General features: G+C 69.3%; 27 protein-coding genes. 16 read left to right on the forward strand and 11 right to left on the reverse strand.

The features are described from left to right. Nucleotides 1–65: 65 nt before the first annotated feature. Both HNR51_RS09275 and HNR51_RS09280 read right to left on the reverse strand, forming a co-directional pair. Nucleotides 66–1,241 (reverse strand): M23 family metallopeptidase, encoded by a 1,176-nt coding sequence (locus tag HNR51_RS09275; RefSeq protein ID WP_182554751.1) that lies wholly within the window; start codon nucleotides 1,239–1,241, stop codon nucleotides 66–68. A gap of 178 nt (nucleotides 1,242–1,419) precedes the next feature. Continuing rightward, nucleotides 1,420–1,887, reverse strand: a complete 468-nt coding sequence (locus tag HNR51_RS09280; RefSeq protein WP_182554752.1) for a peroxiredoxin — start codon at nucleotides 1,885–1,887, stop codon at nucleotides 1,420–1,422. 150 nt (nucleotides 1,888–2,037) lie between these two features. Here HNR51_RS09280 and HNR51_RS09285 point away from each other — a divergent pair, with 150 nt between their 5' ends. Both HNR51_RS09285 and HNR51_RS09290 read left to right on the forward strand, forming a co-directional pair. After that, nucleotides 2,038–5,487 (forward strand): YhdP family protein, encoded by a 3,450-nt coding sequence (locus HNR51_RS09285; RefSeq protein WP_182554753.1) that lies wholly within the window; start codon nucleotides 2,038–2,040, stop codon nucleotides 5,485–5,487. Further along, complete coding sequence (locus tag HNR51_RS09290; RefSeq protein WP_182554754.1) at nucleotides 5,456–6,181, forward strand: hypothetical protein; 726 nt, start codon at nucleotides 5,456–5,458, stop codon at nucleotides 6,179–6,181. Before HNR51_RS09285 ends, HNR51_RS09290 begins: the two co-directional genes overlap by 32 nt. Before the next feature lie 134 nt (nucleotides 6,182–6,315). Here the strand turns inward: HNR51_RS09290 and tyrS are convergent, their stop codons facing one another. Next, entirely contained in the window at nucleotides 6,316–7,587 is a 1,272-nt protein-coding gene (gene tyrS / locus HNR51_RS09295) for a tyrosine--tRNA ligase (protein WP_182554755.1), read from the reverse strand. A 138-nt stretch (nucleotides 7,588–7,725) separates the two neighbouring features. Between tyrS and HNR51_RS09300 the strand changes: the two genes are divergently transcribed. Together HNR51_RS09300 and HNR51_RS09305 are read left to right on the forward strand one after the other, a co-directional pair. Further along, nucleotides 7,726–8,859 carry an anhydro-N-acetylmuramic acid kinase gene (locus tag HNR51_RS09300; protein ID WP_182554756.1) on the forward strand — a complete coding sequence of 378 codons (1,134 nt, stop codon included), beginning with the start codon at nucleotides 7,726–7,728 and terminating at the stop codon, nucleotides 8,857–8,859. Continuing rightward, nucleotides 8,856–9,461, forward strand: a complete 606-nt coding sequence (locus HNR51_RS09305; RefSeq protein ID WP_182554757.1) for a DUF3578 domain-containing protein — start codon at nucleotides 8,856–8,858, stop codon at nucleotides 9,459–9,461. The genes HNR51_RS09300 and HNR51_RS09305 overlap by 4 nt, the downstream gene beginning before the upstream one ends. Nucleotides 9,462–9,465: 4 nt before the next feature. Here the strand turns inward: HNR51_RS09305 and HNR51_RS09310 are convergent, their stop codons facing one another. Both HNR51_RS09310 and HNR51_RS09315 read right to left on the reverse strand, forming a co-directional pair. Continuing rightward, nucleotides 9,466–9,753, reverse strand: a complete 288-nt coding sequence (locus HNR51_RS09310; RefSeq protein WP_182554758.1) for an addiction module antidote protein — start codon at nucleotides 9,751–9,753, stop codon at nucleotides 9,466–9,468. Beyond that, entirely contained in the window at nucleotides 9,750–10,052 is a 303-nt protein-coding gene (locus tag HNR51_RS09315; protein WP_152277436.1) for a type II toxin-antitoxin system RelE/ParE family toxin, read from the reverse strand. Before HNR51_RS09315 ends, HNR51_RS09310 begins: the two co-directional genes overlap by 4 nt. Nucleotides 10,053–10,184: 132 nt before the next feature. Here HNR51_RS09315 and aroC point away from each other — a divergent pair, with 132 nt between their 5' ends. From aroC to HNR51_RS09330, 3 genes are all read left to right on the forward strand, one after another. After that, complete coding sequence (gene aroC / locus HNR51_RS09320; protein WP_182554759.1) at nucleotides 10,185–11,285, forward strand: chorismate synthase; 1,101 nt, start codon at nucleotides 10,185–10,187, stop codon at nucleotides 11,283–11,285. 35 nt (nucleotides 11,286–11,320) lie between these two features. Next, a complete protein-coding gene (gene ribB / locus HNR51_RS09325) occupies nucleotides 11,321–12,397 on the forward strand; it encodes a 3,4-dihydroxy-2-butanone-4-phosphate synthase (protein WP_182554760.1) in 1,077 nt (358 codons plus the stop codon). A 99-nt stretch (nucleotides 12,398–12,496) separates the two neighbouring features. Then, nucleotides 12,497–12,730: a zinc ribbon domain-containing protein gene (locus tag HNR51_RS09330; protein ID WP_182554761.1), complete on the forward strand. Its 234-nt coding sequence runs from the start codon at nucleotides 12,497–12,499 to the stop codon at nucleotides 12,728–12,730. A gap of 25 nt (nucleotides 12,731–12,755) precedes the next feature. On the opposite strand, the gene HNR51_RS09335 is transcribed toward HNR51_RS09330, so the two are convergent. Further along, on the reverse strand, nucleotides 12,756–13,685 hold the full coding sequence (locus tag HNR51_RS09335; protein ID WP_182554985.1) for a histone deacetylase family protein: 930 nt from the start codon (nucleotides 13,683–13,685) through the stop codon (nucleotides 12,756–12,758). Between the two features lie 650 nt (nucleotides 13,686–14,335). On the opposite strand from HNR51_RS09335, the gene HNR51_RS09340 reads away from it, so the two are divergent. The 7 genes from HNR51_RS09340 to HNR51_RS09365 all read left to right on the forward strand — a co-directional run bounded on the left by HNR51_RS09340 (nucleotide 14,336) and on the right by HNR51_RS09365 (nucleotide 19,166). Further along, on the forward strand, nucleotides 14,336–14,818 hold the full coding sequence (locus HNR51_RS09340) for a hypothetical protein (RefSeq protein WP_182554762.1): 483 nt from the start codon (nucleotides 14,336–14,338) through the stop codon (nucleotides 14,816–14,818). A gap of 227 nt (nucleotides 14,819–15,045) precedes the next feature. Beyond that, the gene (locus HNR51_RS09345) at nucleotides 15,046–17,049 is read left to right on the forward strand and encodes an acetyl-CoA carboxylase biotin carboxylase subunit (protein WP_182554763.1); all 2,004 of its coding nucleotides are present in this window, start codon (nucleotides 15,046–15,048) and stop codon (nucleotides 17,047–17,049) included. Between the two features lie 24 nt (nucleotides 17,050–17,073). After that, nucleotides 17,074–17,304 (forward strand): hypothetical protein, encoded by a 231-nt coding sequence (locus HNR51_RS09350; protein WP_012455051.1) that lies wholly within the window; start codon nucleotides 17,074–17,076, stop codon nucleotides 17,302–17,304. After that, nucleotides 17,301–17,435: a hypothetical protein gene (locus HNR51_RS26685; protein ID WP_012455052.1), complete on the forward strand. Its 135-nt coding sequence runs from the start codon at nucleotides 17,301–17,303 to the stop codon at nucleotides 17,433–17,435. Before HNR51_RS09350 ends, HNR51_RS26685 begins: the two co-directional genes overlap by 4 nt. Before the next feature lie 32 nt (nucleotides 17,436–17,467). Further along, complete coding sequence (locus HNR51_RS09355) at nucleotides 17,468–17,899, forward strand: gamma-glutamylcyclotransferase family protein (RefSeq protein WP_012455053.1); 432 nt, start codon at nucleotides 17,468–17,470, stop codon at nucleotides 17,897–17,899. 92 nt (nucleotides 17,900–17,991) lie between these two features. Beyond that, nucleotides 17,992–18,834, forward strand: a complete 843-nt coding sequence (locus HNR51_RS09360; protein ID WP_152277443.1) for a formate/nitrite transporter family protein — start codon at nucleotides 17,992–17,994, stop codon at nucleotides 18,832–18,834. 50 nt (nucleotides 18,835–18,884) lie between these two features. Then, on the forward strand, nucleotides 18,885–19,166 hold the full coding sequence (locus HNR51_RS09365) for an acylphosphatase (RefSeq protein ID WP_182554764.1): 282 nt from the start codon (nucleotides 18,885–18,887) through the stop codon (nucleotides 19,164–19,166). Between the two features lie 122 nt (nucleotides 19,167–19,288). Here the strand turns inward: HNR51_RS09365 and HNR51_RS09370 are convergent, their stop codons facing one another. Then, on the reverse strand, nucleotides 19,289–20,179 hold the full coding sequence (locus HNR51_RS09370; protein ID WP_182554765.1) for an alpha/beta hydrolase: 891 nt from the start codon (nucleotides 20,177–20,179) through the stop codon (nucleotides 19,289–19,291). Between the two features lie 366 nt (nucleotides 20,180–20,545). Between HNR51_RS09370 and HNR51_RS09375 the strand changes: the two genes are divergently transcribed. Together HNR51_RS09375 and HNR51_RS09380 are read left to right on the forward strand one after the other, a co-directional pair. Beyond that, nucleotides 20,546–21,259 (forward strand): DUF599 domain-containing protein, encoded by a 714-nt coding sequence (locus tag HNR51_RS09375; RefSeq protein ID WP_012455057.1) that lies wholly within the window; start codon nucleotides 20,546–20,548, stop codon nucleotides 21,257–21,259. After that, on the forward strand, nucleotides 21,249–21,512 hold the full coding sequence (locus tag HNR51_RS09380) for a DUF3253 domain-containing protein (RefSeq protein WP_012455058.1): 264 nt from the start codon (nucleotides 21,249–21,251) through the stop codon (nucleotides 21,510–21,512). The genes HNR51_RS09375 and HNR51_RS09380 overlap by 11 nt, the downstream gene beginning before the upstream one ends. Before the next feature lie 6 nt (nucleotides 21,513–21,518). Here HNR51_RS09380 and HNR51_RS09385 read toward each other — a convergent pair whose 3' ends face one another. The 4 genes from HNR51_RS09385 to epmA all read right to left on the reverse strand — a co-directional run bounded on the left by HNR51_RS09385 (nucleotide 21,519) and on the right by epmA (nucleotide 25,115). Continuing rightward, a complete protein-coding gene (locus HNR51_RS09385) occupies nucleotides 21,519–22,316 on the reverse strand; it encodes a YdcF family protein (RefSeq protein ID WP_182554986.1) in 798 nt (265 codons plus the stop codon). Nucleotides 22,317–22,378: 62 nt separating this feature from the next. Next, nucleotides 22,379–23,002 (reverse strand): glutathione S-transferase family protein, encoded by a 624-nt coding sequence (locus HNR51_RS09390; RefSeq protein WP_182554766.1) that lies wholly within the window; start codon nucleotides 23,000–23,002, stop codon nucleotides 22,379–22,381. An 8-nt stretch (nucleotides 23,003–23,010) separates the two neighbouring features. Further along, complete coding sequence (locus HNR51_RS09395; protein ID WP_182554767.1) at nucleotides 23,011–24,060, reverse strand: lysine-2,3-aminomutase-like protein; 1,050 nt, start codon at nucleotides 24,058–24,060, stop codon at nucleotides 23,011–23,013. Next, on the reverse strand, nucleotides 24,057–25,115 hold the full coding sequence (epmA, locus tag HNR51_RS09400; protein ID WP_182554768.1) for an EF-P lysine aminoacylase EpmA: 1,059 nt from the start codon (nucleotides 25,113–25,115) through the stop codon (nucleotides 24,057–24,059). The genes HNR51_RS09395 and epmA overlap by 4 nt, the downstream gene beginning before the upstream one ends. Nucleotides 25,116–25,138: the final 23 nt, after the last annotated feature.

Here is a 25,138-nt window from a genome sequence, read left to right on the forward strand (position 1 = left end):
GGACCGCCGCTTTCGCCGCATCGCCGACACTCCGCTCGATATGTTTCGAAAGAACCGGGCGGCGATCAGTCCGCGAAGACGAGCTGCGCGCCAGCCCTCAGGAACCGCTGCGGATCGACCGGTTCGCCGTCGATGCGGGTCTCGTAGTGCAGGTGGCTGCCGGTCGAGCGGCCCGTCGAGCCGGCAAATCCCACGACGCTCCCCGCATCGACCTGCTGCCCGACCGAGACCGCACTCGCCGAGAGGTGCGCGTAGCGGGTGACGAGGCCGCGGCCGTGATCGACCTCGACCATGTTGCCGTAGCCGCCGGCATATTCGGATGCCGTCACCCGCCCGGCGGCGGTGGCCTGGACCGGGGCACCGGTCTCGGCACGCATGTCCACGCCCGTATGCAGGGCGTAGCCGCGGGTGAACGGGTCGAGGCGGGCACCGAAGCTGCTGGTGAAGGCGAGTTCGCCCGGAAGCGGCTGGCGGAAGGGGAGGGCGGCGGTCACCCGGCGCAGATGCGTCTCCTCCTCGATCCGGCGCCGGGCCTCGACCAGCGCCTGCTCGAAGGCATCGAGCCCGAGCGGGACCAGGGGGCCGCCGATGCCGCTCGCGGGCGGGTCGAACCGGGCCGGCGAGAGGCCCGTGAGGGCGATCAGGTCGCGGAACCGCTCGGCGCTGCGCCCCGCCTGCAGGGCGATCCCGGCGACGGACCGCGCCTGCGCCTCGGCGACCCGCTGCAGCCCCGCCTCCAGACGCGACAGGCGCCCGGCCGAATCGCGCCCGGCGGCCTCGGCCCGATCCTCGCGCCCCATCCGGAGTTCCGGTGTCGGGAACGGCTTCTGCACCCGCGGCGCGGGCTCCGCGACCGGCATCGGCGCCGGCGGCGGCTCATCGATCGGCGCGGCCGCCCCGCCGAGACCGGAGAGCAGCCCCTGGCGCTTCTCGATCAGGGCCTGCCGTTCGGTCAGTGCCGAGAGCCGGTTCTCGACGCTGCCGCGCTCCGCGCTGCGCTCGGCCGCCGTCCGGTCGAGGGCGCGCTGGAGCGTGCCGAGCCGCTCCTCGTAGGCGAACTGCATCGCGCTCTGGCGGGAGACGAAGCGGGCCAGAACTTCGTCGTGGAAAACGAGGTAGTAGCTCGCGGCCCCCGCCCAGAGCGTCGAGAGGACCAGTCCGAGGCTCAGGGTGACCAGAAGACGATGCTGAAGGAGGGGCGTGAGGCCGGCGCTGCGGCGGCCTTGGGCAGTCGATGGCATGGCACGTCGAAGGTTACGGTGACGCGCTCGATCACAGCTGATTAAGGTTAAGGAAGATTATCGCATCGTTTCGGGACGGACAGTCCGGACGACGCACCGTGCCGCCGCAACCGCAGGCCCGTCTCCCGAGAGTTGAGGGCCAGCTCCCGGGATCCGGCACGCGGTCGATGATCTGCCGTTACGCGAGGGCCTGGGCGGCGGCCAGAACCTCCTCGACATGGCCCGGCACCTTCACCTTGTTCCAAACCCGGGCGATCCGTCCCTCCCGGTCGATGAGCAGGGTCGTGCGCTCGACGCCCATGTATTTCCGGCCATACATGCTTTTCTCGACCCAGACCCCGTAGGTCTCCAGCATCGATTTCGCCTCGTCGGAGGCGAGCAGAAAGGTCAAGCCGTACTTCGCCCTGAACTTATCGTGGCTTTTCACGGAGTCGGGTGAGACGCCGATCACCGTCGCCCCGGCGGCGGCGAAGGCGTCGCTCTGGGCGTTGAAGTTCTGTGCCTCCAAGGTGCAACCGCTCGTGTCGTCCTTGGGATAGAAATAAAGCACGATCTTGTGACCACGCAGGCTTTCGAGAGAGATGGTCTCTCCACCCGCTCCGGGTAACGAGAACAGGGGCGCGGCATTGCCGGGTTCTAGCGGCATCTCGCCTTCCTTTCGGCCGATTGATGGTGTGCCTGAACCCATGCACGCAGACCTCCCGGGACGCCATGTCGGAGTGGCTTGAATCCTGAGGAAAGACGCCGCGGTGAACGGACCTCCGCCCGAACCTACGGGTGCAGCAGCGAACGAGTGATGGATCAGGAAACGGCCAGGACCCTGCTCCAGGAAGCCGTCGAGCCTCCTGCGCCGCGCAAAGCGCGTCGCGCGGTGCGCCGTCGTCGGCGGCCGGTGCTCTGGTGCACGCTGCTTCTCATGTTCCTGATCGGGCTCGGCAGCGGTCTCGTCGTCCTGCGGCTGTCGCAGGGGCCGCTGCGCATCGATGGCTTGACGCATCAGGTCGCGGATGCGGTGGCGGGCCGCTTCGGGCCGGGATGGCGCGTGGCCCTGCGCGACAGCGCGCTCGAACTCGACAGCGAATCCTCCCTGGCGCTCAGGGTCGGCGGGCTCGACATCTTCAATCCGGAGGGCGCGCTGGTGGTCCGCGCGCCGCTCGCGGTGGTCAGCCTCGACACGTGGAGCCTGCTGCGCCTTTCGGTCCAGCCCCGCTCCATCGAGTTCCGCGACATCGAGATGACGGCCCTCGTCCACGACGACGGCTCCATCGCCTTCGCGGCGTCGGCGCCGGCGCAAGGGGAGGCGGCCAAGCCCCACACCCTTCCGAGCGTGGACGCCGCGCGCGGCACCGTCTCGCCGGTCTCGGCGGCGGTCGCCTCGATCTTCGGCGTCGTGCTCGACCCGGCCGGCGTCATCGGCGCCCTCGACCGGGCGCGGATCACCAACGGACGCCTGACCCTGGTCGACGACGCCCGGCATCAGGCGACCTTCGAGCGGGTGAACGGCCTGTTCCGCCGCGGCACCAGCGACGATTCGCGGGTGTTCGAGCTGCGCATCGACGGCCCGCACGGCGAGTGGCGCTTCGGCGGGCGTGTCCACGAGGTGGGGGAGGGGCGGCGCGCGGGCGTCATCACCCTCGACGACCTGCCCGTCACCGACCTGCTGCTCCTGTCCGGCCACTCGAAGATGCCGGTCGATACCGACCTCAAGCTCTCGGCCAAGGCCGACGTGGCCCTGTCGGGCGGGCGCATCGACACGATGAAGGCCGAGGTCAGGACCGGCGGCGGCACGCTCCTCGTCGACGAGAAGGACTTCAACCCGGTCGTCATCGACGAGCTGCGCGCCGAGGCGGCCTGGGACGAGGCGCGGCGCGCCCTCGCGATCTCGGCCATCGACTACAAGGGTGGCGGCAACGACGCGCACCTGACCGGCGCCTTCGCCATCGGCCCGCCCGGCGCCGAGGATGCCTGGACCCTGGACTTCGCCGGCAAGGACGCCCTGCTGCGTGGCGCGGCCCGCAGCGATCCCTCCTTCCGCATCGGCGAGATCACCGGCCGGCTCACCGGCCGGGCCGGGGGCGTGAACATCGAATCGATCGCGATCGCGGGTGACGGCCTGCACGGCCGCCTGAGCGGCACGGTCGGCACCCGCGCCGACGACGACGGCCTCACCCTGCACATCGTCGCCAGCGACACCGACGGCCGCAAGGCGCTGCGGCTCTGGCCCGAGAACATCGCCCCCGGCGTGCGCAACTACCTCGTGGACGAGCTGCGCGGCGGCCGGCTCGATCAGGCCGATATCCAGGTCGACATGAGCGGCCCGGAACTCGCCGCCGCGACCCACGGCGATCCGATGCCGGACCACGCCCTCAACGTCACCTTCGCGATCTCGGATGCCGGCCTCACGGTCTCGCCGGACGCGCCGCCGCTGAGCCGCGGGCGCGTCGCCGGCACGATCACCGGCCGCAGCACGACGATCCAGAACGCCACCGCCGATATCCGGCTCTCCGACACCCGGGCGCTGACGATCTCGGACGCCTCCTTCCTGATCCGCGATCCCGCGCCGGACAAGATCGTCGCCCAGCTCGGCCTGCGCCTGTCCGGATCGGCCGATTCCCTGGCCGCGCTGCTCGAAACCCCGATGTTCAAGGGGCTCACCGGCGCCGACATCGATCCGTCCACGATCAAGGGCAAGGCGGACTTGCGCCTCGACGTGCCGATCAACCTCAAGCACATGCCCGATCTGGCCGACATGCCGGTAACGCTCACGGGCACGCTCGCCGATTTCAGCATGGACAAGGCGGTCGGAAAGGACCGCTTCGAGGGGGGCCGCTTCACGGTCTCGTACGACCGCAGCGGCTTCGCCCTCAAAGGCGACGGAAGGCTGCTCGGCGCGGCGGTGGCCATCGACCTGAAGCAGCCCAAGCCCGGCAGTCCCGGCGAGGCGGTGGTGAGCCTCGCCCTCGACGACGCCTTCCGGGCCAAGCGCGGCCTGCCGACCGCGCCGCAGCTCGGCGGCGTCATCCCGGCCCGCGTCGTCATACCGGTGGGACGCCCGGCTTCCGCCGGCAAGCCGCCGGCCCGGGTCGAGGCCGACCTGACCCGCGCCTCGATCAACGGCCTGCTGCCGGGCTGGAGCAAGCCCGCGGGCAAGGCCGGCCGCCTCGGCTTCACCCTGGTGGAGGGTGCGGGCGGCGGGATGGAGCTGCGCGACATCAACCTCGACGCCGCTCCGGCGCTCGCCCGCGGCAGTGCCGCGATTTCGGCCGAGGGCAACCTGGAGCGGGCGGACCTGACCGCGCTCAAGATCTCGCCGGGCGACGACATGCGCGTCAGCCTCGACCGGGCCGGCTCGACCTACAAGGTGGCGGTGAAGGGCGCGGTCATCGATGCGCGGCCCTTCCTCAAGGGCATGACGGACGACGCCAAGGGCAGCAAGGATCCCGGCAAGGACATCGAGGCGGATGTCGCCGCCAGCATCGTCTCCGGCTTCAACGGCGAATCGCTCACCAACGCGACGCTCAAGGCGAACTTCAAGGGCGGCGACCTGCGCGCCGCCCAGTTCAAGGGCCGCTTCGGTGCGGCCCCGCTCAGCGCCGTGGTCCGGAGCGAGCGCGGGGCGCCGCTGCTCACCCTCGATTCCGTCGATTCCGGCGCGACGCTGCGCTTCCTCGACATCTACAAGCGGATGTATGGCGGGCGGCTCGCGCTCAACGTCTACCTCAACGACGGGCCGCAGGCCGGCGTGGTCCAGATCAAGGACTTCGCCCTGCGCAACGAACCGGCCCTGTCGAGCATCGTCGCGCAGGCGCCGCCGCCCGCGGACGGGCGGCGGGCGGCCTCCAGCGCCAACGACGTCAACTTCGACAGAATGCGGGCGAACTTCACCCGCAACGGCTCGAAGGTCAGCTTCACCGATGCGGCGATCTCCAACCCGGCGATGGGATTCACGGCCCAGGGCTGGCTCGACACCGCCAAGGAGCGCACGGAGATCACGGGCGCCTTCGTGCCACTCTACGGGCTCAACAACGTCGTGTCGCAGGTACCGCTGATCGGACCTCTGCTCGGCGGCGGCAGCAACGAGGGCCTGTTCGCGGTCAATTTCGCCGTCTCAGGCCCGATCGCCAAGCCGACGGTCAGCGTGAACCCGCTCTCGGCGGTCGCCCCCGGCTTCCTGCGCAAGCTCTTCGGCGCCGGCGGCGGCGATGCGTTTGCCAATGGCGCGCAACCGAGTGGACCGGAGCAGTAAGGGCGCGGCCCGGTCGGCCCGTGACGATGACGAACAGCCCTGGCCGGCAAGCGCAGGGCCTCACCACGATGAAGTGCGATGGCACCCTGCGGTCGAGCATCGAGTGATGGGAGAGGGCATGCCGCGCGGATGGATCCAGGCGCTCGGGTTATCGCTCACCCTCACCATCCTCGGCCCACCCGCACGCAGTGAGGCGTTCACCGACCCGTCGACCGGATTCTCGGTGACGGTGCCGGCCGGGTTCGCCCTGCGCCCTCCGCGCAAGGATCCGAACCACGAGATCCTCGTCGGCATCGTCAGCCTGACCGGGCAACCGCCGGTCGCGGGACGAAGCCACGCGCTCTGCGCCGCAGGGTTCAGACGGAATCCAGAGGGCGCTGTCGCCTCGCAGGCGGAGTTGAACGCGCTGCCGGCCCTCAAACGCAGGGTGGCCGAAGCCAGGACCGTTCTGGCCGGCCAGGGCCTGGAGACGGAAACCGTCGATCCGATCGAGAGCAGCGCGTTCGCCGGCTTCGAGATCGTCTCGATCCCGAACAGCGGGCCGGACCACCGGACCATCCGCATCTACATGGCGATCATGGACCGCGTCATCGGCCGAACGGACGTCGTCTGCGCGACGACGAAACAGGCGCTGCCGAGCGCCCTGCCGGTGTTTCGCGCGATCCGCGACGGCACGCGCCCGCCCACGCGGTAGCAGGATCGAACCCGCGGGGCATCCATGGGTGCCGAGGCCCGGTCACGTCGTGGACGCGCACGATGAGGGGCGATCGACCTCGTCGCGTCTTCGGACGGCGCGACGGTTCGAGGAACCGTCGCCGGACAGAAACGCTATTCCGGCCGCAGCAGCACGTGCTTCTTGCGCCCGAACGAGAGCTTGATCACGCCCTCGGCCGTGAGATCGGAAGGCCGCAGCACCGCCTTCTCGTCGCTCACCTGCACGTCGTTGATCCGCAGGCCGCCGCCCTTGATCTGGCGGCGCGCCTCGCTCGTGGACGGCACGAGCCGGGCGTAGTCCGGCCCGAAGGCGGTCAGCACGCCGAGGCCCGCCTCCAGCACCGCGGACGGCACGGGGATCGTCGGCAGGGATTGCGCCAGCGTGCCCTCGACAAAGGTCTTGCGGGCGGTCTCGGCGGCGGCGGTCGCCGCCTCCGCCCCGTGCATCAGCGCGGTCGCCTCGGTGGCAAGGATCGTCTTGGCTTCGTTGATCTCGGCGCCCTGGAGCGCGGCGAGCCGCTCGATCTCGGGGAGCGGCAGCAGCGTGAACAGCTTGAGGAAACGGCCGACATCGGCGTCCTCGGTGTTCCGCCAGAACTGCCAGTAATCGTAGGGCGAGAGCATCCCGGCATCGAGCCAGACGGCGCCGGCGGCGGTCTTGCCCATCTTGGCGCCCGACGCGGTGGTCAGCAGCGGGCAGGTCAGGGCGTAGAGCTGCGGCGTGCCCATGCGGCGGCCGAGATCGATGCCGTTGACGATGTTGCCCCACTGGTCCGAGCCGCCCATCTGCAGGCGGGTGCCGAAGCGGCGGTTCAGCTCGACGAAGTCGTAGGACTGGAGGATCATGTAGTTGAATTCCAGGAACGAGAGTTCCTGGTCGCGCTCCAGCCGCATCCGCACGCTGTCCATCGACATCATGCGGTTGACCGAGAAATGCCGGCCGATGTCGCGCAGCATCTCGATGTAGTTGAGCTTGGTCAGCCACTCGGCGTTGTCGACCATGATCGCGTCGTTGCCGGCCTCGCCGAAGTTGAGGAAGCGGGCGAAGGTCTGCTTGATCCCCTCCTTGTTGGCCTCGATCTGCTCCAGGGTCAGGATCTTGCGCGCCTCGTCGCGGCCCGACGGGTCGCCGACGCGGGTGGTGCCGCCGCCCATGAGCACGACCGGCTTGCCGCCGGTCTTCTGGAGCCAGTGCAGCATCATGATCGAGAGCAGGTGGCCGACATGGAGCGAGGCAGCCGTGCAGTCGTAGCCGGTATAGGTCGTCAGCCCCCCCTCCGCCGCCAGGGCGTCGATGCCGGGCAGATCCGAGGCTTGGTGGATGTAGCCGCGCTCCTGCAGCACCCGGATGAAGTCGGATTTCGGCGCGAAGCTCTCGGCGGTCATAATGATCGGTCTCGGATGGTTTGGCGGCGCGACAGGGGCGCGGCCGCAATGCTATCCCGCGAGGGGAAGCGCTCGCGCGCGCTCTTAGCAGGGCAGGCCGCGAAAGGCACGAGCCCGGATTTCGGGGGAGAGGGCGGCATGACGATGAAGCGCGCGATCGGCCTGATGAGCGGCACCTCGCTGGACGGGATCGACGTGGCGCTGATCGAGAGCGACGGCGAGAGCATCCGTATCGTCAAATCGGCCAACGGCTTCATCGCGCCGCTCGGGCCGACGGGCTACCGCGGATACCGTGAGGACGAGAAGACCCTGCTGCGCGAGGCGACCCGCGACGCCGAGGGCATCCGGGCGCGCGCCGATCGGCCCGGACGCCTGCCGCAGGCGGAGGATTTCGTCACTCGCGCCCATGCCGAGGCCATCGAAGCCTTCCTGGCGGAAAACGGCCTGAGCCCCGCGGATATCGACGTCGTCGGCTTCCACGGCCAGACGGTGATCCACCGGCCGAAGCTCGGCCTCACCGTGCAGATCGGCGACGGCGCGGCGCTCGCCCGGCGCCTCGGCATCCGCGTCGTGTCCGACATGCGCGCCAACGACGTGGCCCAGGGCGGCCAGGGCGCGCCGCTGGTGCCGGTGTTCCACAAGGCCCTGGCCGGGGCTGCGGGCTTTGCCGGGCCGCTCGGCATCCTCAACATCGGCGGCCTCGCCAACGCGACCTTGATCGATTCGAGCGGGAACATGCTCGCCTTCGACACCGGGCCGGGCAACGGGCCGATCAACGACTGGATGAAGGAGCGAACCGGCCGGGACCTCGACGAGGACGGCGCCACCGCCGCCCGCGGCACGGTGGATGAGGATCTGCTCGAAAACCTGCTCGGCCACCCGCTGATCCTGCGCCCGCCGCCGAAATCGCTGGACCGCAACTGGTTCTCGCATCGTCTGGCCGGTTATCTCACGATCGAGGACGGAGCGGCGACGCTCACCGCCTTCACCGCCCACGCGGTCGCCCGCAGCCTCGCCTTCGCCAGCGAGCGCCCGACCCGCTGGATCGTCGGGGGCGGCGGCGCGAAGAATCGCACGCTGATGGCGATGCTGGAACGCCTCCTCAAGGCGGAAGTGCTGAACGCCGACGCGATCGGCTGGTCGTCCGATTTTCTGGAGGCGCAGGCCTTCGCCTACCTCGCCCTACGGGCGCTGGAGGGCCTGCCGCTCACCTATCCGACGACGACGGGTGTCAGCGAACCGGTCACGGGCGGGATCGTCTCCGAGCCGTGAGCCTCGGCTACGCCCTGCGCCGCATCGTCGAGGAGTATCCGCTGGCGCGCACCGATCCGCCGGCCGGGCACCCGCTCGCCCACGTGATCCGAAAAGGCGCGCCGGACGAGCTGCGCCGGGCGCTGGCTCCCCTCGGCAGCCCGTTCGTGGTCAAGGGCAGCCCAGGCCGCGGCAGCCACTGGGCCGCCGTGCCTTGGCTCGCTCTGTTCGACCCGGCGGTGACGACGAGCGCGACCCGCGGCTATTACCTCGTCTACCTGTTTCCGGCGCATCGCGAGGCGGTGCATCTCTCGCTGGCGCAGGGGACGGTGGCAGCGATCCGCGAATACGGGCCGCGCTCGGGCGACCATCTGCGCGAAAGCGGTGCCCGGCTGCGGGAACGGCTGGCCGATTTCGCCGCCGACCTGCCGGTCACGGCAATCACCCTCGGCAGTGCGGGCGAGCTGCCCGAAGGCTACGAGGCCGCCCACATCCTCGGCCTGACCTACGATCTCGCCGCGCTCGCCGATGAGCGGCGCCTGCACGCCGACCTCGCCACCGGCCTCGCCGCCTACCGGGCGCTGAAGGCGCGGGGTGGGCTCGATCTTCCAACTCAACGCTGAAGCTTCAGTGAGGCATCACGGAGGCCGTAAGGCGCACGTTCAGAGCGTTGAGGACGCGCAAGGCTGTGTCGAGGCTGGGATTGCCGTCATCCGACAGCGCCCGGTAGAGGCTTTCCCGCGACAAGCCCGTTTCGCGGGCGATCTGGGTCATGCCTCGGGCCCGCGCCGCCACGCCAAGCGCCCGACGAAACAGCGCGGCATCGCCTTGCTCGATGGCTGCAGCCAGATACTCAGCGACAGCCTCGTCGCTGTCGAGAAACTCGGCCGAGTCGTACGGGCTCAACTCTGTCATGGCTTTTCTTTCAGCGTCGCCGCGAGGGAGAGCGCACGGGCGATGTCGCGCTTCTGGCTGGACTTGTCCCCTCCACAAAGAAGGATGACGAGCGTTCCGTCGCGGTACTTGAAGTAGATCCGGTAACCCGGCCCGTAATCGATCCTCAGTTCGCTGACGCCTCCGCCGACAGGCTTCGAGTCACCTTCGTGGCCGAGTGCAAGGCGGTCGATCCGCAAGGCGATCCGTGCCTTGGCACGATCGTCCCGGAGATTTCGAAGCCAGTCCGCGAACACGCGGGTTCGGATAATCTCCGGCATTCCGGATCGTAGCCCATAGGCTACATTTCGACAACGGGCTTCACGATCAGACCGAGCGCGGGCCCCGCACGATGGGTTGAAGGGCGGGCGGAATTTGTGCCGCTCCGCATCCCGCGCTAAGGCACGCGCGCCATGTCGCACAACACCTTCGGCCACCTGTTCCGCGTCACCACCTTCGGCGAGAGCCACGGGGTGGCGCTCGGCTGCGTGGTGGATGGGTGCCCGCCCGGCCTCGCGCTGGAAGCCGAGGAGATCCAAGCGGAGCTCGACCGGCGCAAGCCCGGCCAGTCGCGCTTCACCACGCAAAGGCGCGAGCCCGATCAGGTGAAGATCCTGTCGGGCGTATTCGGCGACGACCGCACGGGCGGGCGCCAGCTCACCACCGGCACGCCGATCGCGCTGATGATCGAGAACACCGATCAGCGCTCGAAGGACTATTCCGAAATCCGCGACAGCTACCGCCCCGGCCACGCCGACTATACCTACGACGCCAAATACGGCTTTCGCGATTACCGCGGCGGCGGGCGCTCGTCGGCGCGAGAGACGGCCGCACGCGTCGCCGCTGGCGCGATCGCCCGCAAGGTGATCCCCGGCATCACCATCCGCGCCGCCCTGGTGCAGATGGGCCCGCACGCCATCGACCGCGCGAACTGGGATTGGGCGGAGGTCGGCAACAACCCGTTCTTCTGCCCGGACGCCAAGGCGGCCGCGCTCTACGAGAGCTATCTCGACGGGATCCGCAAGGACGGCTCCTCGGTCGGCGCGGTGATCGAGGTGATCGCCGAGGGCGTGCCCCCCGGCCTCGGCGCGCCGATCTACGGCAAGCTCGATGCGGATCTCGCCGCGGCGATGATGTCGATCAACGCGGTCAAGGGCGTCGAGATCGGCGACGGCTTCGCGGCCGCCGCGCTGCGCGGCGAGGACAATGCCGACGAGATGCGCGCGGGCAATAACGGCCGCCCGCGCTTCCTCGGCAATCATGCCGGCGGCATCCTGGGCGGCATCTCGTCAGGCGAGCCGATCGTGGTGCGCTTTGCCGTGAAGCCGACCTCCTCGATCCTGACGCCGCGGCAAAGCGTGAATCGCCAGGGTGAAGAAATCGACCTTGTCACCAAGGGCCGCCACGACCCCTGCGTCGGCATCCGCGCCGTTCCCGTCGCCGAGGCGATGATGGCGTGCGTGCTGGCCGATCACCATCTCCGCCATCGCGGGCAGGTCGGCGACCGCGCCTGACCGCCCCATTCGAAGTGCTGAACGAGACGAAGCCCGTGCCCCATTGCAGCGTCACCGAGGCCATCGAGGCCTTTGCCCGCGGCGAGATCGTGGTCGTTACCGACGACGACGACCGTGAGAACGAGGGCGACCTCGTCGTCGCCGCCTCACTCTGCACGCCGGAGAAGATGGCGTTCATCATCCGCAACACCTGCGGCATCGTCTGCGCGCCGATCACCCTCGACGAGGCGCGCCGTCTGCATCTCGACCCGATGGTGGCCTCGAACGACGCGCCGCTGGGCACCGCCTTCACCGTCACGGTGGACGTGCGCCACGGGCTGACCACCGGCATCTCCGCCGAGCAGCGCTGCAATACGGTCCGCGCGCTCGCCAACGGCAATATGGGCGCGGGCGACTTCGTGCGGCCGGGCCACGTCTTCCCGCTGATCGCCCGCGACGGCGGCGTGCTGATGCGCTCGGGTCATACGGAGGCGGCGGTCGATCTGTGCAAGCTCGCGGGTCTGCCGCCGGTGGGCGTGATCTGCGAACTCGCCAACGACGACGGCACCGTGATGAAGGGGCCGCAGATCGACACGTTTACCGAGCAGCACAGCCTCAAGCGCGTCTCGGTGGCCGACCTCATCGCCTACCGGCAGGCCCGCGACCGGCTGGTCGAGCGGGTCGGCACCTTCCCGGTCAAGACCGAGTTCGGCGCCATGACCGGCTACGCCTATGTCACGCCGTTCGAGCCGATCCAGCAATTCGCCTTCGTCCACGGCGCCATCGGCGACGGCCGCAACGTGCCGGTGCGCCTGCACCGCTCCAACGTCGTCGCCGACGTGATCGAGGGCGGCGGCCAGATCGAGAGCGTGATGCGCCGCTTTGCCAAGGAGGGCCGCGGCATCCTCGTCTATCTGCGCGACGGCACCGCGGGCGTCCCGCTCAACCGCTACGCCGAGGAGGGGGCCGAGGCGCAGCGCGTGCGCCAGTGGCGCGAGGTGGGACTCGGCGCGCAGATCCTGCGTGACCTCGGCGTGGTCTCGATCCGCAACCTGTCCTCCTCGTCGCGCTCCTATGTCGGCCTGTCTGGCTTCGGCATCGAGCTGGTGAGCGAAGAGCCGCTGGAGGGTTGAAGGCAGGCGGCCGCGCTGCCCCTTGCGGGCAAGCGCGGCCGTTCCCAGTTCCTTTCCGAGGCGGCTCTCTCGGCCGCTATCTGCGGAAAAGGAGCGCGCATGGTCCTCGTCGCCTGTCCCGCCTGCGATCACCGCATTTCCGAGAAGGCCGTCGCCTGCCCCTCCTGCGGGCATCCCGGCAGCGGGAGCGACCGGCACGGCCTCGTGCCGGCGCTGGGCCGCTTCGCCGGAACCTACGTCTCCGCCAACGCGATCACGGGGGCGATCCTCGGCAGCGTGATGTTCATCAGCTTCGCGGCCGTGCTCATCACCCTGATCCTGACCCACCGATAAGCCGAAGGGACCGGGGCGGTGCCCGTCACCGCCCCATCAGCGCGTCCACATGCGCGGCGACGGAGCGGGCGAGCCCGTCGAGGCTGTAGCCGCCCTCTAGGATCGACACGACCCGGCCGCCCGCGTGGCGGTCGGCGACCTCCATCAGCCGGCGCGTCGCCCAGCCGAAATCCGCCTCTTCGAGCTGGATGTTGGCCAGCGGGTCGAGCTTGTGCGCGTCGAACCCGGCCGAGATCACCACGAGATCCGGCGCGAACGCGTCGAGCCGCGGAAGGATCCGCGCCTCGAAGGCTTCCCGGAAGATCTCGCTGCCGTCGAAGGCCTTGAGCGGCGCGTTGACGATGGTGTCGTGGTCGCCCCGCTCCCCCGTCGCGCCCGAACCGGGAAACAGCGGCATCTGGTGGGTCGAGGCGTACATCACGCTTTTGTCGGACCAGAAGATGTCCTGCGAGCCATTGCCGTGGTGGACGTCGAAATCCACCAGGGCGACGCGGGTGGCACCGAACGCCTTCTGGGCGTGGCGCACGGCGATCGCCGCATGGTTGAACAGGCAGAAGCCCATGGCGCGCTCGCGCTCGGCGTGATGGCCGGGCGGACGCATGGCCACGAAGGCGTTGGCGCACTCGCCCTTCATCACCGCATCGACCGCGTGATTCGATCCGCCGATGGCGTGCAGGCAGGTGTTGAGCGAGCCGGGCGACATCAGCGTGTCGCCGTCGATCTGGAAGAAGCCCTCGTCGGGCGAGGCGGCGAGGATGGTCTCGACGAAGGCCGCCGGGTGGACGAGTTCGGCGACGGAAGCCTCGGCCTTCGGCGCGTGGCAGCGCACCAGCGCGGCGAAGCGTTCGTCCTCGAGGGCGCGCTCGACCGCCTGCATGCGGGCGGGCCGCTCCGGATGGCCGGTGGGAACCGCGTGTTCCAGCGCGCTCGGATGGGTGACGTACAGGGTGCTCAGGGCCGTTTCTCCCGGGTGCGCGAGACGGTGATGCCGGGCCACGGCCATCCCGCCTCGTCACGCGCCGCCCTGCGGGGGCAGGGCAACCTCGTTGCTGCCATGCGGCGCTCCCGGTCTGGGCCAGGGCCACCGTTCTCGTTGGCTCGAACTTGTCGATCTTGGCCCCGGCGCGCAACAGCACAGTTGAAGACGGCGATGCACGATCACCGTCTCCATGCGCCGGCATCATTTCGGCCCACGCTCGGCCATCGAGCGGTGCGCAACCCCCGGTGGATTGCCTCGCACCACGGGCCTTCCACATGCGCCCCTCGCTCGCCCTCGTTTCCCCGTGGGCCTCGCGCCGCACCTGACCGCCTGCCAGTCGCCGACAGCCCAGGCCGTGGCGCCGATCCAGTCGGTCGCCGAACGGCCCGCGGTTCCGCCCCTTCCGCCCGGGCCCGAGCGGGACGCCCTATCGGGACGAAAGTCGGCACGTTAAACGGAGTCTTACCGCGAAAAAGCAAGCTTTCCGAAAGGCTCAATCGTGAGCAGCCGTTTACCTGAACACGGGTTCAGATTTGGCCATTAACCTCTTCGAGCGTTGTCGGCCCGTAATGTCAGCACAGACACGAACAAACACCGGCGACAACGAGCTGGAGAGGCATCAGACCATGACCAACACTGCGCTTGAACTGTTCTGCACCCGCATCGTCGACGCCGGCCGCCTGACCCAGGACGACGTTCGCGAACTCGCCCGCGAGATCCTGCCCGACGGCATCATGGGCCGGGACGAGGCCGACCTGCTGCTGGCCCTGGACCGCGCCGTCGCCGACATCCACGAGGGCTTTTCCGCCTTCGTCACGGCGGAAGTCGTCAACTTTGCCGTCTACGGCGAGCGCCCCACCGGCATCATCACCCGCGAGATGTCGGCGTGGCTCGCCGCCTCCATCGCCGGCCGCAAGGGCCCGACGGCGCTCGGCAGCCGGATCGCCATGGAGATCGTGCGCGAGGCCGAGACCAGCGACGAGACGCTGATCGCCTTTGCCCTGAAGGCCAAGAGCGCGCTGGCCAAGAGCCTGGCCAAGAGCCTGACCGAGAACACGGCGGACAAGGCCGCCGCCTGCAGCCCCGGCCGTCTGCCGTGCGCTGCATGATGAATTCAGTTTAAGCACCGGCTGCGTCTTCGACACCGGTGCCGCGCCCAGCATCCGGGCGCCCCCGAAATTCGAATTGAAGGGCACTCAATCGAATTTCACCGACCTCAGCCTTTTGGGGAGTGCGGCACAGCTTCCGTCTCCCGCGCAACTGCTTTATCGGGATGCGTTCGGGCTCGCCTTCGGGAGGGGTGGGCCGAGACAGTCTCCCTCAAGAAGCGGCTGCGATGTTCGATAAGATCCTGATTGCCAACCGGGGCGAAATCGCCTGCCGCATCATCAAGACTGCCCAGAAGATGGGCATCAAGACGGTGGCCGTCTATTCCGACGCCGACCGCGACGCGGTCCACGTCGCCATGGCCGACGAGGCCGTGCATATCGGCCCGGCGCCCGCCGCGCAGTCCTATCTCCTGATCGACAAGATCATCGACGCCTGTAAGCAGACCGGCGCGCAGGCGGTCCATCCAGGCTACGGCTTCCTCTCCGAGCGCGAGGCCTTCCCGAAGGCGCTGGCCGAAGCCGGCATCGTCTTCATCGGCCCGAACCCCGGCGCCATCGCCGCCATGGGCGACAAGATCGAGTCGAAGAAGGCCGCGGCCGAGGCCAAGGTCTCGACGGTGCCGGGCTTCCTCGGCGTGATCGAGAGCCCTGAGCACGCCGTGAAGATCGCCGACGAGATCGGCTATCCGGTGATGATCAAGGCGTCGGCCGGCGGCGGCGGCAAGGGCATGCGCATCGCCGAATCGGCCGACGAGGTCGCCGAGGGTTTTGCCCGCGCCAAGTCCGAGGCCTCGTCCTCCTTCGGCGACGACCGGGTGTTCGTCGAGAAGTTCATCACCGATCCGCGCCACATCGAGATCCAGGTGATCGGCGACAAGCACGGCAACGTGATCTATCTCGGCGAACGCGAGTGCTCGATCCAGCGCCGCAACCAGAAGGTCATCGAGGAGGCGCCGTCGCCGCTCCTCGACGAGGAGACCCGCCGCAAGATGGGCGAGCAGGCGGTCGCTCTCGCCAAGGCCGTGAACTACGATTCCGCCGGTACGGTCGAGTTCGTCGCCGGTCAGGACAAGTCGTTCTACTTCCTCGAAATGAACACCCGCCTGCAGGTGGAGCACCCGGTCACCGAGATGATCACCGGGCTCGACCTCGTCGAGCTGATGATTCGGGTCGCCGCGGGCGAAAAGCTGCCGCTGACGCAGGACCAAGTGAAGCTCAACGGCTGGGCAGTCGAGAGCCGCGTCTACGCCGAGGATCCGACCCGCAACTTCCTGCCCTCGATCGGCCGGCTCACGGTCTACCAGCCGCCGGAGGAGGGCCCGCTCGGCGACGCGATCGTGCGTAACGATACCGGTGTGGAGGAGGGCGGCGAGATCGCGATCCACTACGATCCGATGATCGCCAAGCTCGTCACCTGGGCACCGACCCGGCTGGAGGCGATCGAGGCGCAGGCGACCGCGCTCGACGCCTTCGCCATCGACGGGATCCGCCACAACATCCCCTTCCTCGCCACCCTGATGGCCCATCCGCGCTGGCGCGAGGGCCAGCTTTCCACGGGCTTCATCAAGGAGGAATTCCCGGAGGGCTTCGCCGCCCCCGCGCCCGAGGGGCAGGTCGCCCGGCGGCTCGCGGCGGTGGCGGCGGCGATCGACCACAAGCTCAACATCCGCAAGCGTGGCATCTCCGGCCAGATGCGCGATCCGAGCCTGCTGAGCTTCCAGCGCGAGCGCGTGGTGGTGCTGTCCGGCCAGCGCTTCAACGTCACCGTCGATACGCAGGACGATGATCTCCTCGTCACCTTCGACGACGGCACGGTGGCTGCGGTGCGCAGCGACTGGCGCCCCGGCGCGCCGGTCTGGAGCGGCAGCGTCGGCAACGAGCCGGTGGCGATCCAGGTGCGGCCGCTCCTCAACGGCGTGTTCCTACAGCATGCGGGCGCGGCCGCGGAGGCGCGGGTCTTCACCCGCCGCGAGGCCGAACTCGCCGATCTGATGCCGGTCAAGGAGAATGCCGGCTCCGGCAAGCAGCTCCTTTGCCCGATGCCCGGTCTCGTCAAGCAGATCATGGTCACGGAAGGCCAGGAGGTGAAGAACGGCGAGCCGCTGGCCATCGTCGAGGCGATGAAGATGGAGAACGTGCTGCGCGCCGAGCGCGACGGCACCGTCTCCAAGATCGCCGCCAAGGAAGGCGACAGCCTCGCGGTCGACGCGGTGATCCTAGAATTCGCCTGATCGGCGCGGCGGCCGTCGGTCGACGTGAGCCAGATCCACAACGAGCAGACAAAGCTCCTGGCGACGGGCCTGAACAACGTCGCCGTGGCCTTCGTGGTGATCGGCGGTGTCACGCCGGTCACCGCCCTGAGTTTTGGCGTCGCGAATGCGCCGAAGCTCAGCGTCGGAACCATCGCATTCGCGGCGATTTGGATTTCGACAGCGGCAGGCTTACATTGGATTGCAAGGCGGATCCTCAGGAGCCTTCTGCCGTGAGTTCCGGCGAGATCTTCGTCACCTTCGTGATCCCGGCCGTCGTTCTAACGATGGCCTACGTTGCGATGCTGGCCAATGAGCGCGCGGTGAAGCGCGCTGTCGAGCGCGAGCATCGGACGCCCGGCGAGTAGGCACGCCGCTCGCATCCCTGCCGCGAAAAACCATGCCCCTTTACTTCGCCTACGGCGCCAATATGGACGCCGCCGCCATGGCTCTGCGCTGCCCGGCCTCGCGGCTGATCGGGCGTGGGCGGCTGCCGCGGCACCGCTTCATCATCATGCGCGAGGGCTGGGCCTCCGTGGTGCGCGCCCCCGGTTCGACCGTCTGGGGCGTCTTGTGGGAGCTGGCACTCTCCGATGTGCCCGCCCTCGACCGCTACGAGGGCGTGGCGGGCGGCCTCTACGTGAAGGCCTATCAGCCGATCGTCACCGAGAGCGGCACGAAGCGCGCCCTGATCTATCTCGGCCGCAGCCAAGCCGGCGGCCTGCCGCGGCCGGGCTATCTCGAAGCGGTGCTCGGAGCAGGGCAGGCCGCGCAGTTGCCCGGCCCCTACCTTCAGGAGATCCGCGGCTGGCAGCGCCGGACTCCGGCCTGACCCGCGCGACGCGCAAGGCTGAAAGGCCCTCCTGGCACTGAACCTGCCTCGCGGCTCGCAGACCAAAAGGTCCGTGAGTCAGGTAGGTATCCATGGATTTCGTGAAACCGGCCGAGATGGCCAAGGCGATGAGCGATTCCGGCGTCGTGCGCGCCGAGCTGTCGGTGCGCGACATGCTCGTGCGCGGCATGATGGCCGGCGCGATCCTCGGCATCGCCACCAGCCTCGCCATCACCGGGGCGGTGCAGACCGGTGTGCCGTTTGCGGGCGCGATCATTTTCCCGGTCGGCTTCGTGATGATCGTCTGCCTCGGGCTCGAACTCTGCACCGGCAATTTCGGCATCCTCGGCCTGTCCTTCATGGAGGGCCGCGTCGGCTTCGGACCGATGATGCGCAATTTCGGCTGGAGCTTCCTCGGCAACCTGATCGGCAGCCTGCTCTACGCCGTGCTGCTCGTGATCGCGCTGACGAACTTCTGGCACACCGGCGCGGATGCGAACCCGGTGGCCAAAAAGATCATCGACATCACCCAAGCCAAGACGCTGGCCTACGAGAATCTCGGTACGGCGGGCATGATCACCTGCTTCGTCAAAGCGATGCTGTGCAATTGGATGGTCTGCCTCGGCGTGACGATGTCGATGATGTCGACCTCGACCTTCGGCAAGATCTTCGGGGCGTGGCTGCCGATCTTCCTGTTCTTCGCGCAGGGCTTCGAGCACGCGGTGGTGAACATGTTCATGATCCCGGCGGGCATGATGCTCGGCGCGCCGGTCTCGTTCGAGCAATGGTGGGCGTGGAACCAGATCCCGGTCACGCTCGGCAACTTCGTCGGCGGCGTGCTCTTCATCTCGCTGGCGTGGTATCTCACCTATCGTCCGCAGGCCGCGCGCCGCTCGGAGGCCACGGCGGCCTCCGCCGCCATGGCCACCCGCTAGCCGGAAGCGAGTGCTCCCGGCTCCGACAGGAACCGGGAGTCGCCTCCACCTTGAGCATCGACAGCAAGACGATCCGCGCGGTGATCCGCGGCCGCGTGCAGGGCGTGTCCTACCGCGCCTGGACCAAGAAGCAGGCGGACCGGCACGGCGTCGCGGGCTGGGTGCGTAATCGGCCCGACCGGACCGTGGAGGCCTTGTTCTCCGGTCCGGCCGAGGCGGTCGAGACGTTGCTCGCCGCCTGCCGGCGCGGGCCCTTCGCCGCCCGCGTCGACGGGATCGAGGTGAGCGAGACTGACGCGTTCAAAGGTCAGGGCTTCGAGATCCGAAGCTAGAGCGCCATCCGCGTGCGGTGAAACGGCCAACAGAGGATCGGGTCGAACGGCCGAACGCTCTCAACCCGCAGGCCCGTGAGGGGGCGCGGGTCGAGAGGCGCGGCCTGTTTCGTCCCCGCCGTTCAGGGAGCGTCGAGATGGCTCCGGATGAAGGTCCCCGCGCTCGCGAGGGAGCGCCGCCCGTCGGCGACGTCTTGGTAGAAGAGATGCCAAGCGTGGATCATGCGAGGCCAGATCTCGAGGTGCACGGCGACGTCGGCGGCACCCGCAACCTCCGCGAGCCGCACGGAATCATCGAGAAGCGTTTCAGCGGATCCAACCTGGATCAGCATCGGCGGCAGGCCCGCGAGATCGGCGTTGATCGGCGAGACGAGCGGACCCCGCGCATCGGCGCCGTTCAGGTAGAGGCTCGCCAACTCGGCGAGGTAGGCCCGGCTGAGCAGGGGATCGACCGAGGCCTTGGATTCAAGGCTTGCGCCGGTGAGGGCGAGATCGACCCAGGGCGAACTCAGCCAGAGGCAGCCCGGCAGCGGCAAGCCTGCTTCGCGCAACGACAGGGCCGTCGCGAGAGCGAGACCGCCACCCGCGCTCTCGCCCGCGAGCGCGATCCGTGCCGGTGCGATGCCCGAGGCGAGGAGGAAGCGGTAGCCGGTGAGCGCGTCGTCGAGCGCGGCCGGGAACGGGTGCTCCGGCGCGAGGCGGTAATCGATCGCCAGGGTGCGTGCCCGCGCTTCGCGACCGGCCTGCGCAACCATGTGGCGATGGCTCTTCAGCGATCCGGACACGTAGCCGCCCCCGTGCAGGAACAGAACGACGCGCGCGCCATCGGCCGCGGGCGTGCTTGTCCACTCCGCCGGCACACCCTGAGCGTCGACAGGTTCGACCAGGACATCCGGAGGCAGGCTGTAACTCGCCCCAAGGCTTTCGATCCGGGCGCGCCGCTCAGCGAGTTCGGCAGGTCGCGGATGCGCGGCGAGGCGAGCCCGAATTTCGTCGATGTCGCTCGGCGGCACGTGTCGCTCCCGGTCTGATAACGGGGTGTTGCTTCAACGCCGGATAGGCGACGATGACGGTTGCACCGCCAGGCTAGTAGACGGGCGCCGGCGCGCAACGCACCCCCGCTGGAGGATGCCGTCGGAACTCATGCGGTCTAACTCGAAAGCTGCCCTGTTGCCCGACGAGAGCATCGTCCCGTACGGTGGTTGCCGGCTTTCAGGACGAGGCGCTCGCTGCGTGGCGAGCCTGTCTCGCCGCAGCCGGAGACGATGCGCCCTGATCGGATGCCGCTCTCATCGCCGCGAGGGCTTGCCCCCCGGGCCGCCGGACTGTAGCCGCCGGGACAGATTTCCGACCCCGACCGGCGAGACGACGCCCTGACCATGTGGGACATCCACGCCTTCTCTCCGCTCGATTTCGCGGCGCTCGTCTTCTTCGTGGCGTCCTGGGTCGGCTACAGCTTCGCCGTGGCGCGGCGGCGCGGCGACCGGCTCAGCCTCAGCCAGATCATGAACCGGCAGCGGCGCAACTGGGCGGTCCAGATGATCGCCCGCGACAACCGCGTCGTGGACACCACGATCAACGCCTCGCTGCAGAACGGCACCGCCTTCTTCGCCTCGACCTCGTTGATCGCCCTGGGCTCGGTGCTGACGCTGTCGCGCTCGGGCGACGACGTGCTGAACTTGTTCTCGGCGCTGCCCTTCGGGACCGGCACCACCCGCCAGACCTGGGAGATCAAGGTGGCCGGGCTGGCGATGGTGTTCGTCTACGCCTTCTTCAAGTTCGCCTGGGCCTACCGGCTGTTCAACTACGGCGCGATCCTGATCGGCGCGGTGCCGCCCAAGGGCTCGGGCGCTTCCGAGGAGGTGATGCGTCGCGCGGCCGAGCGGGCCGGCGCCATGAACGTCGCGGCGGGCTCGCATTTCGCGAAAGGACAGCGTGCCTTCCTGTTCGCACTGGCCTATCTCGGCTGGTTCGTGAGCGCGCCGGTGCTGATGCTCGCCACCGCCAGCGTGGTCTGGGTGATGTGGCGGCGCCAGTTCGCCTCGCCGATCCGCGCCGCTCTGCTCGCCGAGGAGGATTTTCATGGTCGATGAGGCCGCGATCGAAGAGACGATGCTGCGCCTCGTGAGCGAGCGCGGGGCGGACAAGACCTGCTGCCCCTCCGAGGTCGCCCGCGCGCTCGGCGGCCCCCATCCCGATGGCTGGAGCCCGCTGATGCAACCGGTGCGGCGCGTCGCCGTGCGGCTGACCAAGGCCGGCCGGGTGCAGATTCTCCGCAAGGGCAAGCCCGTCGCCGACCCGGACGATTTCCGCGGGATCTATCGGTTGAGCCTGCCGCGCCCGTAGCGTCGGCTACGGCGACGGTATTACCGCCTCGGTATAGCCGGCGAGCTTGTAGGCGATCAGGCCGATCCACTCCTTCACGCCGATGTCGAGTTCGCCCAGGCCATCGGAGGCGAAGCTGGCGAAGCGGGTGGCGTCGCGGGGCCAGTTGGTGCGGTAATCGACCGGATAGGCGGTGACGTCGAAACCGGCCTTGCGGAAGCAGCCGACCGCGCGCGGCATGTGCCAGGCCGAGGTGACGAGGAGCCAGCGCTCCCCCGGCTTCGGCTGCACCATCCGTGCGGAAAACACCGCGTTCTCGTGGGTGTTGCGCGATTGCTGCTCCAGGATCAGGCGGTTGCGCGGCACGCCGAGGGTGTCGGCGTAGCGGCTGACGATCTCGGCCTCCGAGACCGCATCCTCGCGCAGGCTGCCGGCGCCCCCCGAAAAGACGAGCCGCGCCTGGGGAAAGCGTCGGGCGAGGTCGGCGAGCGCGATCTCCCGTTCGCCCGCATCGTTCACGGTGATCTGATTGCGGCCGATGGAGGTGTCCGCCTCGACCGCCCCGCCGAGCACGACGATGCCGGCAACCGGCCGCTCGTCATCGGCGAAGGCGGGGAAGCGGTTCTCCAGCGGACCCAGGACCCAGGCCGAGAGCGGCGACAGCCCGGCGGCGAGCAGCCCGAGGAAGCCGGCGCATGCGAGGATCCGCCCGACCCCGCGGCCGAACTCGGTGAAGAGCAACAGGCAGCCGAGGAGGCCGAGCAGGATCAGGAAGTTCGACGGCGTCAGGACGAAGAAGATCAGCTTCGAGAGCGGGAAGAACATCGCCTTCTTTCGTCCGGAATGGGCTGCGGCACGCGTCACGGTCTGGCCTCCGCCGCCACGCGTCAGGTGAGCGGCAGCGACAGAACCGCCGAGGAGGCGGGGCGTTGCGCGAGCCCTTCGAGCCAGCGGCGGATGTTCGGCCGCTCCTCCCGCTCCAGGGGCAGCTGGAACCAGCGATGGGCTGCGAGCCCCACGGCGATGTCGGCGATGCTGAAGGTCTCGCCCGCCACGAAGGGCGTGTCCGCGAGATGCCGGTCGAGCAGAGCGGCGCAGCGCTCGGAATTGGCCCGCGACGCCTCGACCACCCGCGGGTCGCGCTTCTCGGGGGCGACGCGCACGAGTTGGAGGAAGGCGTCGCGCATCGCCGGGGTGAAGGCGGTGGCCTGCCAGTCGAGCCACTGATCGATGAGCGCGCGGGCGTGCGGCGCCTCCGGCAGCGCCAGCGGCCCACCATGGGCGTGGGCGAGGTAGCGCAGGATCGCGTTCGACTCCCACAGGACGAAGCCGTCCTCCTCGAGCGTCGGCACGAGGCCGTTGGGGTTGAGCGCGCGGTAGGACGCATCACCGACGATGCCGTGGGCGCCGCCCGCCTCGATATGCTCGTAGGCCAGCCCCAGTTCGTCGAGCGCCCAGAGCGCCTTCTGGACGTTTCCGGAGCTTGCGCGCCCCCACAGCTTCAGCGTCATCGCTCGTCCTAGTCGTCGCATCCCGGGGGATAGGGGTGAACGCCCCCGCTTGGATCGGTCACCTGCCACGCGCCGTCCGATTCCTCCAGATAGCCCGGCCCCGCCGGCACCTTGCCGTGGCCACCGGGGATGTCGAGGACGTAGAGCGGTTGGGCCAAGCCTGACAGGCGCCCGCGCAGGTGCCGCATCAGCGCCTGCCCCTCGGAAAGCTCCGTGCGCAGATGGCCGGTACCCGGCGCGAGGTCGCCGTGGTGGAGGTAGTAGGGCTTGATGCGGTTCTCGACGAAGCACCGCATCAGGGCTTCCAGCGTGGCCGCATCGTCGTTGACCCCGCGCAGGAGCACGCTCTGGCTCACCATCGGCAAGCCGGCATCGACGAGCCGGGCAATGGCCGCCCGCGCGGCCGGCGTGAATTCCCGCGGGTGGTTGGCGTGGAGCGCCACGAACACCGCGCCGGGAAATTTTTTGAGAGCAGCGACCACATCCGCATCCACGCGGGCCGGCTCCACCACCGGCACGCGGGTGTGGAAGCGTAAGACCCGCACATGCGGGATCGCACCGAGTTCCGCGGCGATGTCTGCAAGCCGCCGGGGCGAGAGGGCGAAGGGATCGCCCCCCGTGACCACCACCTCCCAGATCTCGGGATGGTCGGCGATGTAGCCGAAGGCCGCCGCCAGCTCCGCCTCGCTCAGCGAGCCGTGGCCGGCGGGTCCGACGCGCTCTCGGCGGAAGCAGAACCGGCAATAGACCGGGCAGACATGAAGCGGCTTGAGCAGCACCCGGTCGGGATAGCGGTGGACGATGCCCGGGACGGGCGCATGCGCGTCGTCGCCGATCGGGTCGGCGCGCTCTTCGACCCGCGTCTCGATCTCCTCGGCACGCGGTACGAACTGGCGGGCGATCGGGTCATGGGGATCGTCCCGGTCGATCAGCTCGGCCATGTCCGCCGTCACCGAGACGGCGTAGCGCGCCGCGACCCGCTCCAGGGCCGGGAGCGCCTCGGCCGGCAACAGCCCGGCGCGAGCCAGCGCCGTCGTGCTCTTCAAGGCAGCGCTCACCGCGACCGGCCCCGCGCGACCGGCGTCCAGATCACGTCGTCGATGCGCGGCGCGCCGGTGGCCAGCATCACCAGCCGGTCGAAGCCTAGCGCGATGCCGCTCGCCGCCGGCATCATGGCCAGCGCCTCCAGAAACTCCTCGTCGATGGGGTAGCGCTCGCCGTAGACGCGGGCCTTCTCCGCCATCTCCGCCTCGAAGCGGCGACGCTGCTCGGCCGGGTCGGTGAGTTCGCCGAAGGCGTTGGCGAGTTCGACGCCGCAGGCATAGAGTTCGAACCGCTCGGCCACGCGCGGATCGCGCGGGCTCGGTCGCGCCAGCGCCGCCTCGCTCACCGGATACTCGCACAGGATGGTCGGGCGCCCTTGCCCGAGATGCGGCTCGATCAGCCCGACGAGGACGCGGCTGAACAGGTCGGCCCAGGTGTCGTCCGGCGCGACGCGAAGCCCGCGGGTCATCGCCGCGTCGGCCAGCGTATCACGGTCGGTCGCCCCGTCGGCAGAGACCGTGGCGAGGAGATCGATCGCGGCGTAGCGGTGGAACGCCTCGGCCAGGGTCAGCCGCTCGAAGGCTGCGAACGGATCCGCCTCGCGCCCGCGGAACGTCAGGCGCTTCACCCCTGCCGTCTCGGCGGCGAGCGCCAGCAACGCCGCGCCATCCTGCATCAGCGCGTCGTAGTCCGTTCCGGCACGATACCATTCGAGCATCGTGAATTCGGGATGGTGCAGGGCGCCGCGCTCGCGGTTGCGGAAGACGTGGGCGAGGCTGAACAGGCGCGGCTCGCCCGCCGCGAGCAGCTTCTTGCAGGCGAATTCCGGCGAGGTGTGCAGGTAGAGCGGCTCGCGGCCGCCATCGGGCAGGATCGCCTCCGTTGCGAAGGCGGAGAGATGCGCCTCGTTGCCCGGCGAGACCTGGAGCGCCGCCGCCTCCACCTCCACGAAATCCGCGTCGGAAAACCAGGCGCGGAACGCCGCGAGGATGCGGTTGCGGGTCAGCAGCAGCGGCCGGCGATCCGCATGGAGGCCGGGATGCCACCAGGGCGAGGAGTCGTGACTCACGCGAAAACAGCCTCCGGCTGGCA

It is taken from the genome of Methylorubrum thiocyanatum (genome assembly GCA_014138645.1).
GTDB classification, from domain to species: domain Bacteria; phylum Pseudomonadota; class Alphaproteobacteria; order Rhizobiales; family Beijerinckiaceae; genus Methylobacterium; species Methylobacterium thiocyanatum.

Coding starts and splice junctions, on each gene's coding strand:
- HNR51_RS09345 (WP_182554763.1), top strand. CDS start 15,046: ATGTTCGATAAGATCCTGATTGCCAACCGGGGCGAAATCGCCTGCCGC.
- HNR51_RS09290 (WP_182554754.1), top strand. CDS start 5,456: ATGGCGCGCAACCGAGTGGACCGGAGCAGTAAGGGCGCGGCCCGGTCG.
- HNR51_RS09375 (WP_012455057.1), top strand. CDS start 20,546: ATGTGGGACATCCACGCCTTCTCTCCGCTCGATTTCGCGGCGCTCGTC.
- HNR51_RS09275 (WP_182554751.1), bottom strand. CDS start 1,241: ATGCCATCGACTGCCCAAGGCCGCCGCAGCGCCGGCCTCACGCCCCTC.
- HNR51_RS09280 (WP_182554752.1), bottom strand. CDS start 1,887: ATGCCGCTAGAACCCGGCAATGCCGCGCCCCTGTTCTCGTTACCCGGA.
- HNR51_RS09315 (WP_152277436.1), bottom strand. CDS start 10,052: ATGCCGGAGATTATCCGAACCCGCGTGTTCGCGGACTGGCTTCGAAAT.
- HNR51_RS09330 (WP_182554761.1), top strand. CDS start 12,497: ATGGTCCTCGTCGCCTGTCCCGCCTGCGATCACCGCATTTCCGAGAAG.
- HNR51_RS09390 (WP_182554766.1), bottom strand. CDS start 23,002: ATGACGCTGAAGCTGTGGGGGCGCGCAAGCTCCGGAAACGTCCAGAAG.
- HNR51_RS09385 (WP_182554986.1), bottom strand. CDS start 22,316: ATGTTCTTCCCGCTCTCGAAGCTGATCTTCTTCGTCCTGACGCCGTCG.
- HNR51_RS09285 (WP_182554753.1), top strand. CDS start 2,038: ATGGATCAGGAAACGGCCAGGACCCTGCTCCAGGAAGCCGTCGAGCCT.
- aroC (WP_182554759.1), top strand. CDS start 10,185: ATGTCGCACAACACCTTCGGCCACCTGTTCCGCGTCACCACCTTCGGC.
- HNR51_RS09310 (WP_182554758.1), bottom strand. CDS start 9,753: ATGACAGAGTTGAGCCCGTACGACTCGGCCGAGTTTCTCGACAGCGAC.
- HNR51_RS09340 (WP_182554762.1), top strand. CDS start 14,336: ATGACCAACACTGCGCTTGAACTGTTCTGCACCCGCATCGTCGACGCC.
- HNR51_RS09360 (WP_152277443.1), top strand. CDS start 17,992: ATGGATTTCGTGAAACCGGCCGAGATGGCCAAGGCGATGAGCGATTCC.
- HNR51_RS09355 (WP_012455053.1), top strand. CDS start 17,468: ATGCCCCTTTACTTCGCCTACGGCGCCAATATGGACGCCGCCGCCATG.
- tyrS (WP_182554755.1), bottom strand. CDS start 7,587: ATGACCGCCGAGAGCTTCGCGCCGAAATCCGACTTCATCCGGGTGCTG.
- HNR51_RS09300 (WP_182554756.1), top strand. CDS start 7,726: ATGACGATGAAGCGCGCGATCGGCCTGATGAGCGGCACCTCGCTGGAC.
- HNR51_RS09380 (WP_012455058.1), top strand. CDS start 21,249: ATGGTCGATGAGGCCGCGATCGAAGAGACGATGCTGCGCCTCGTGAGC.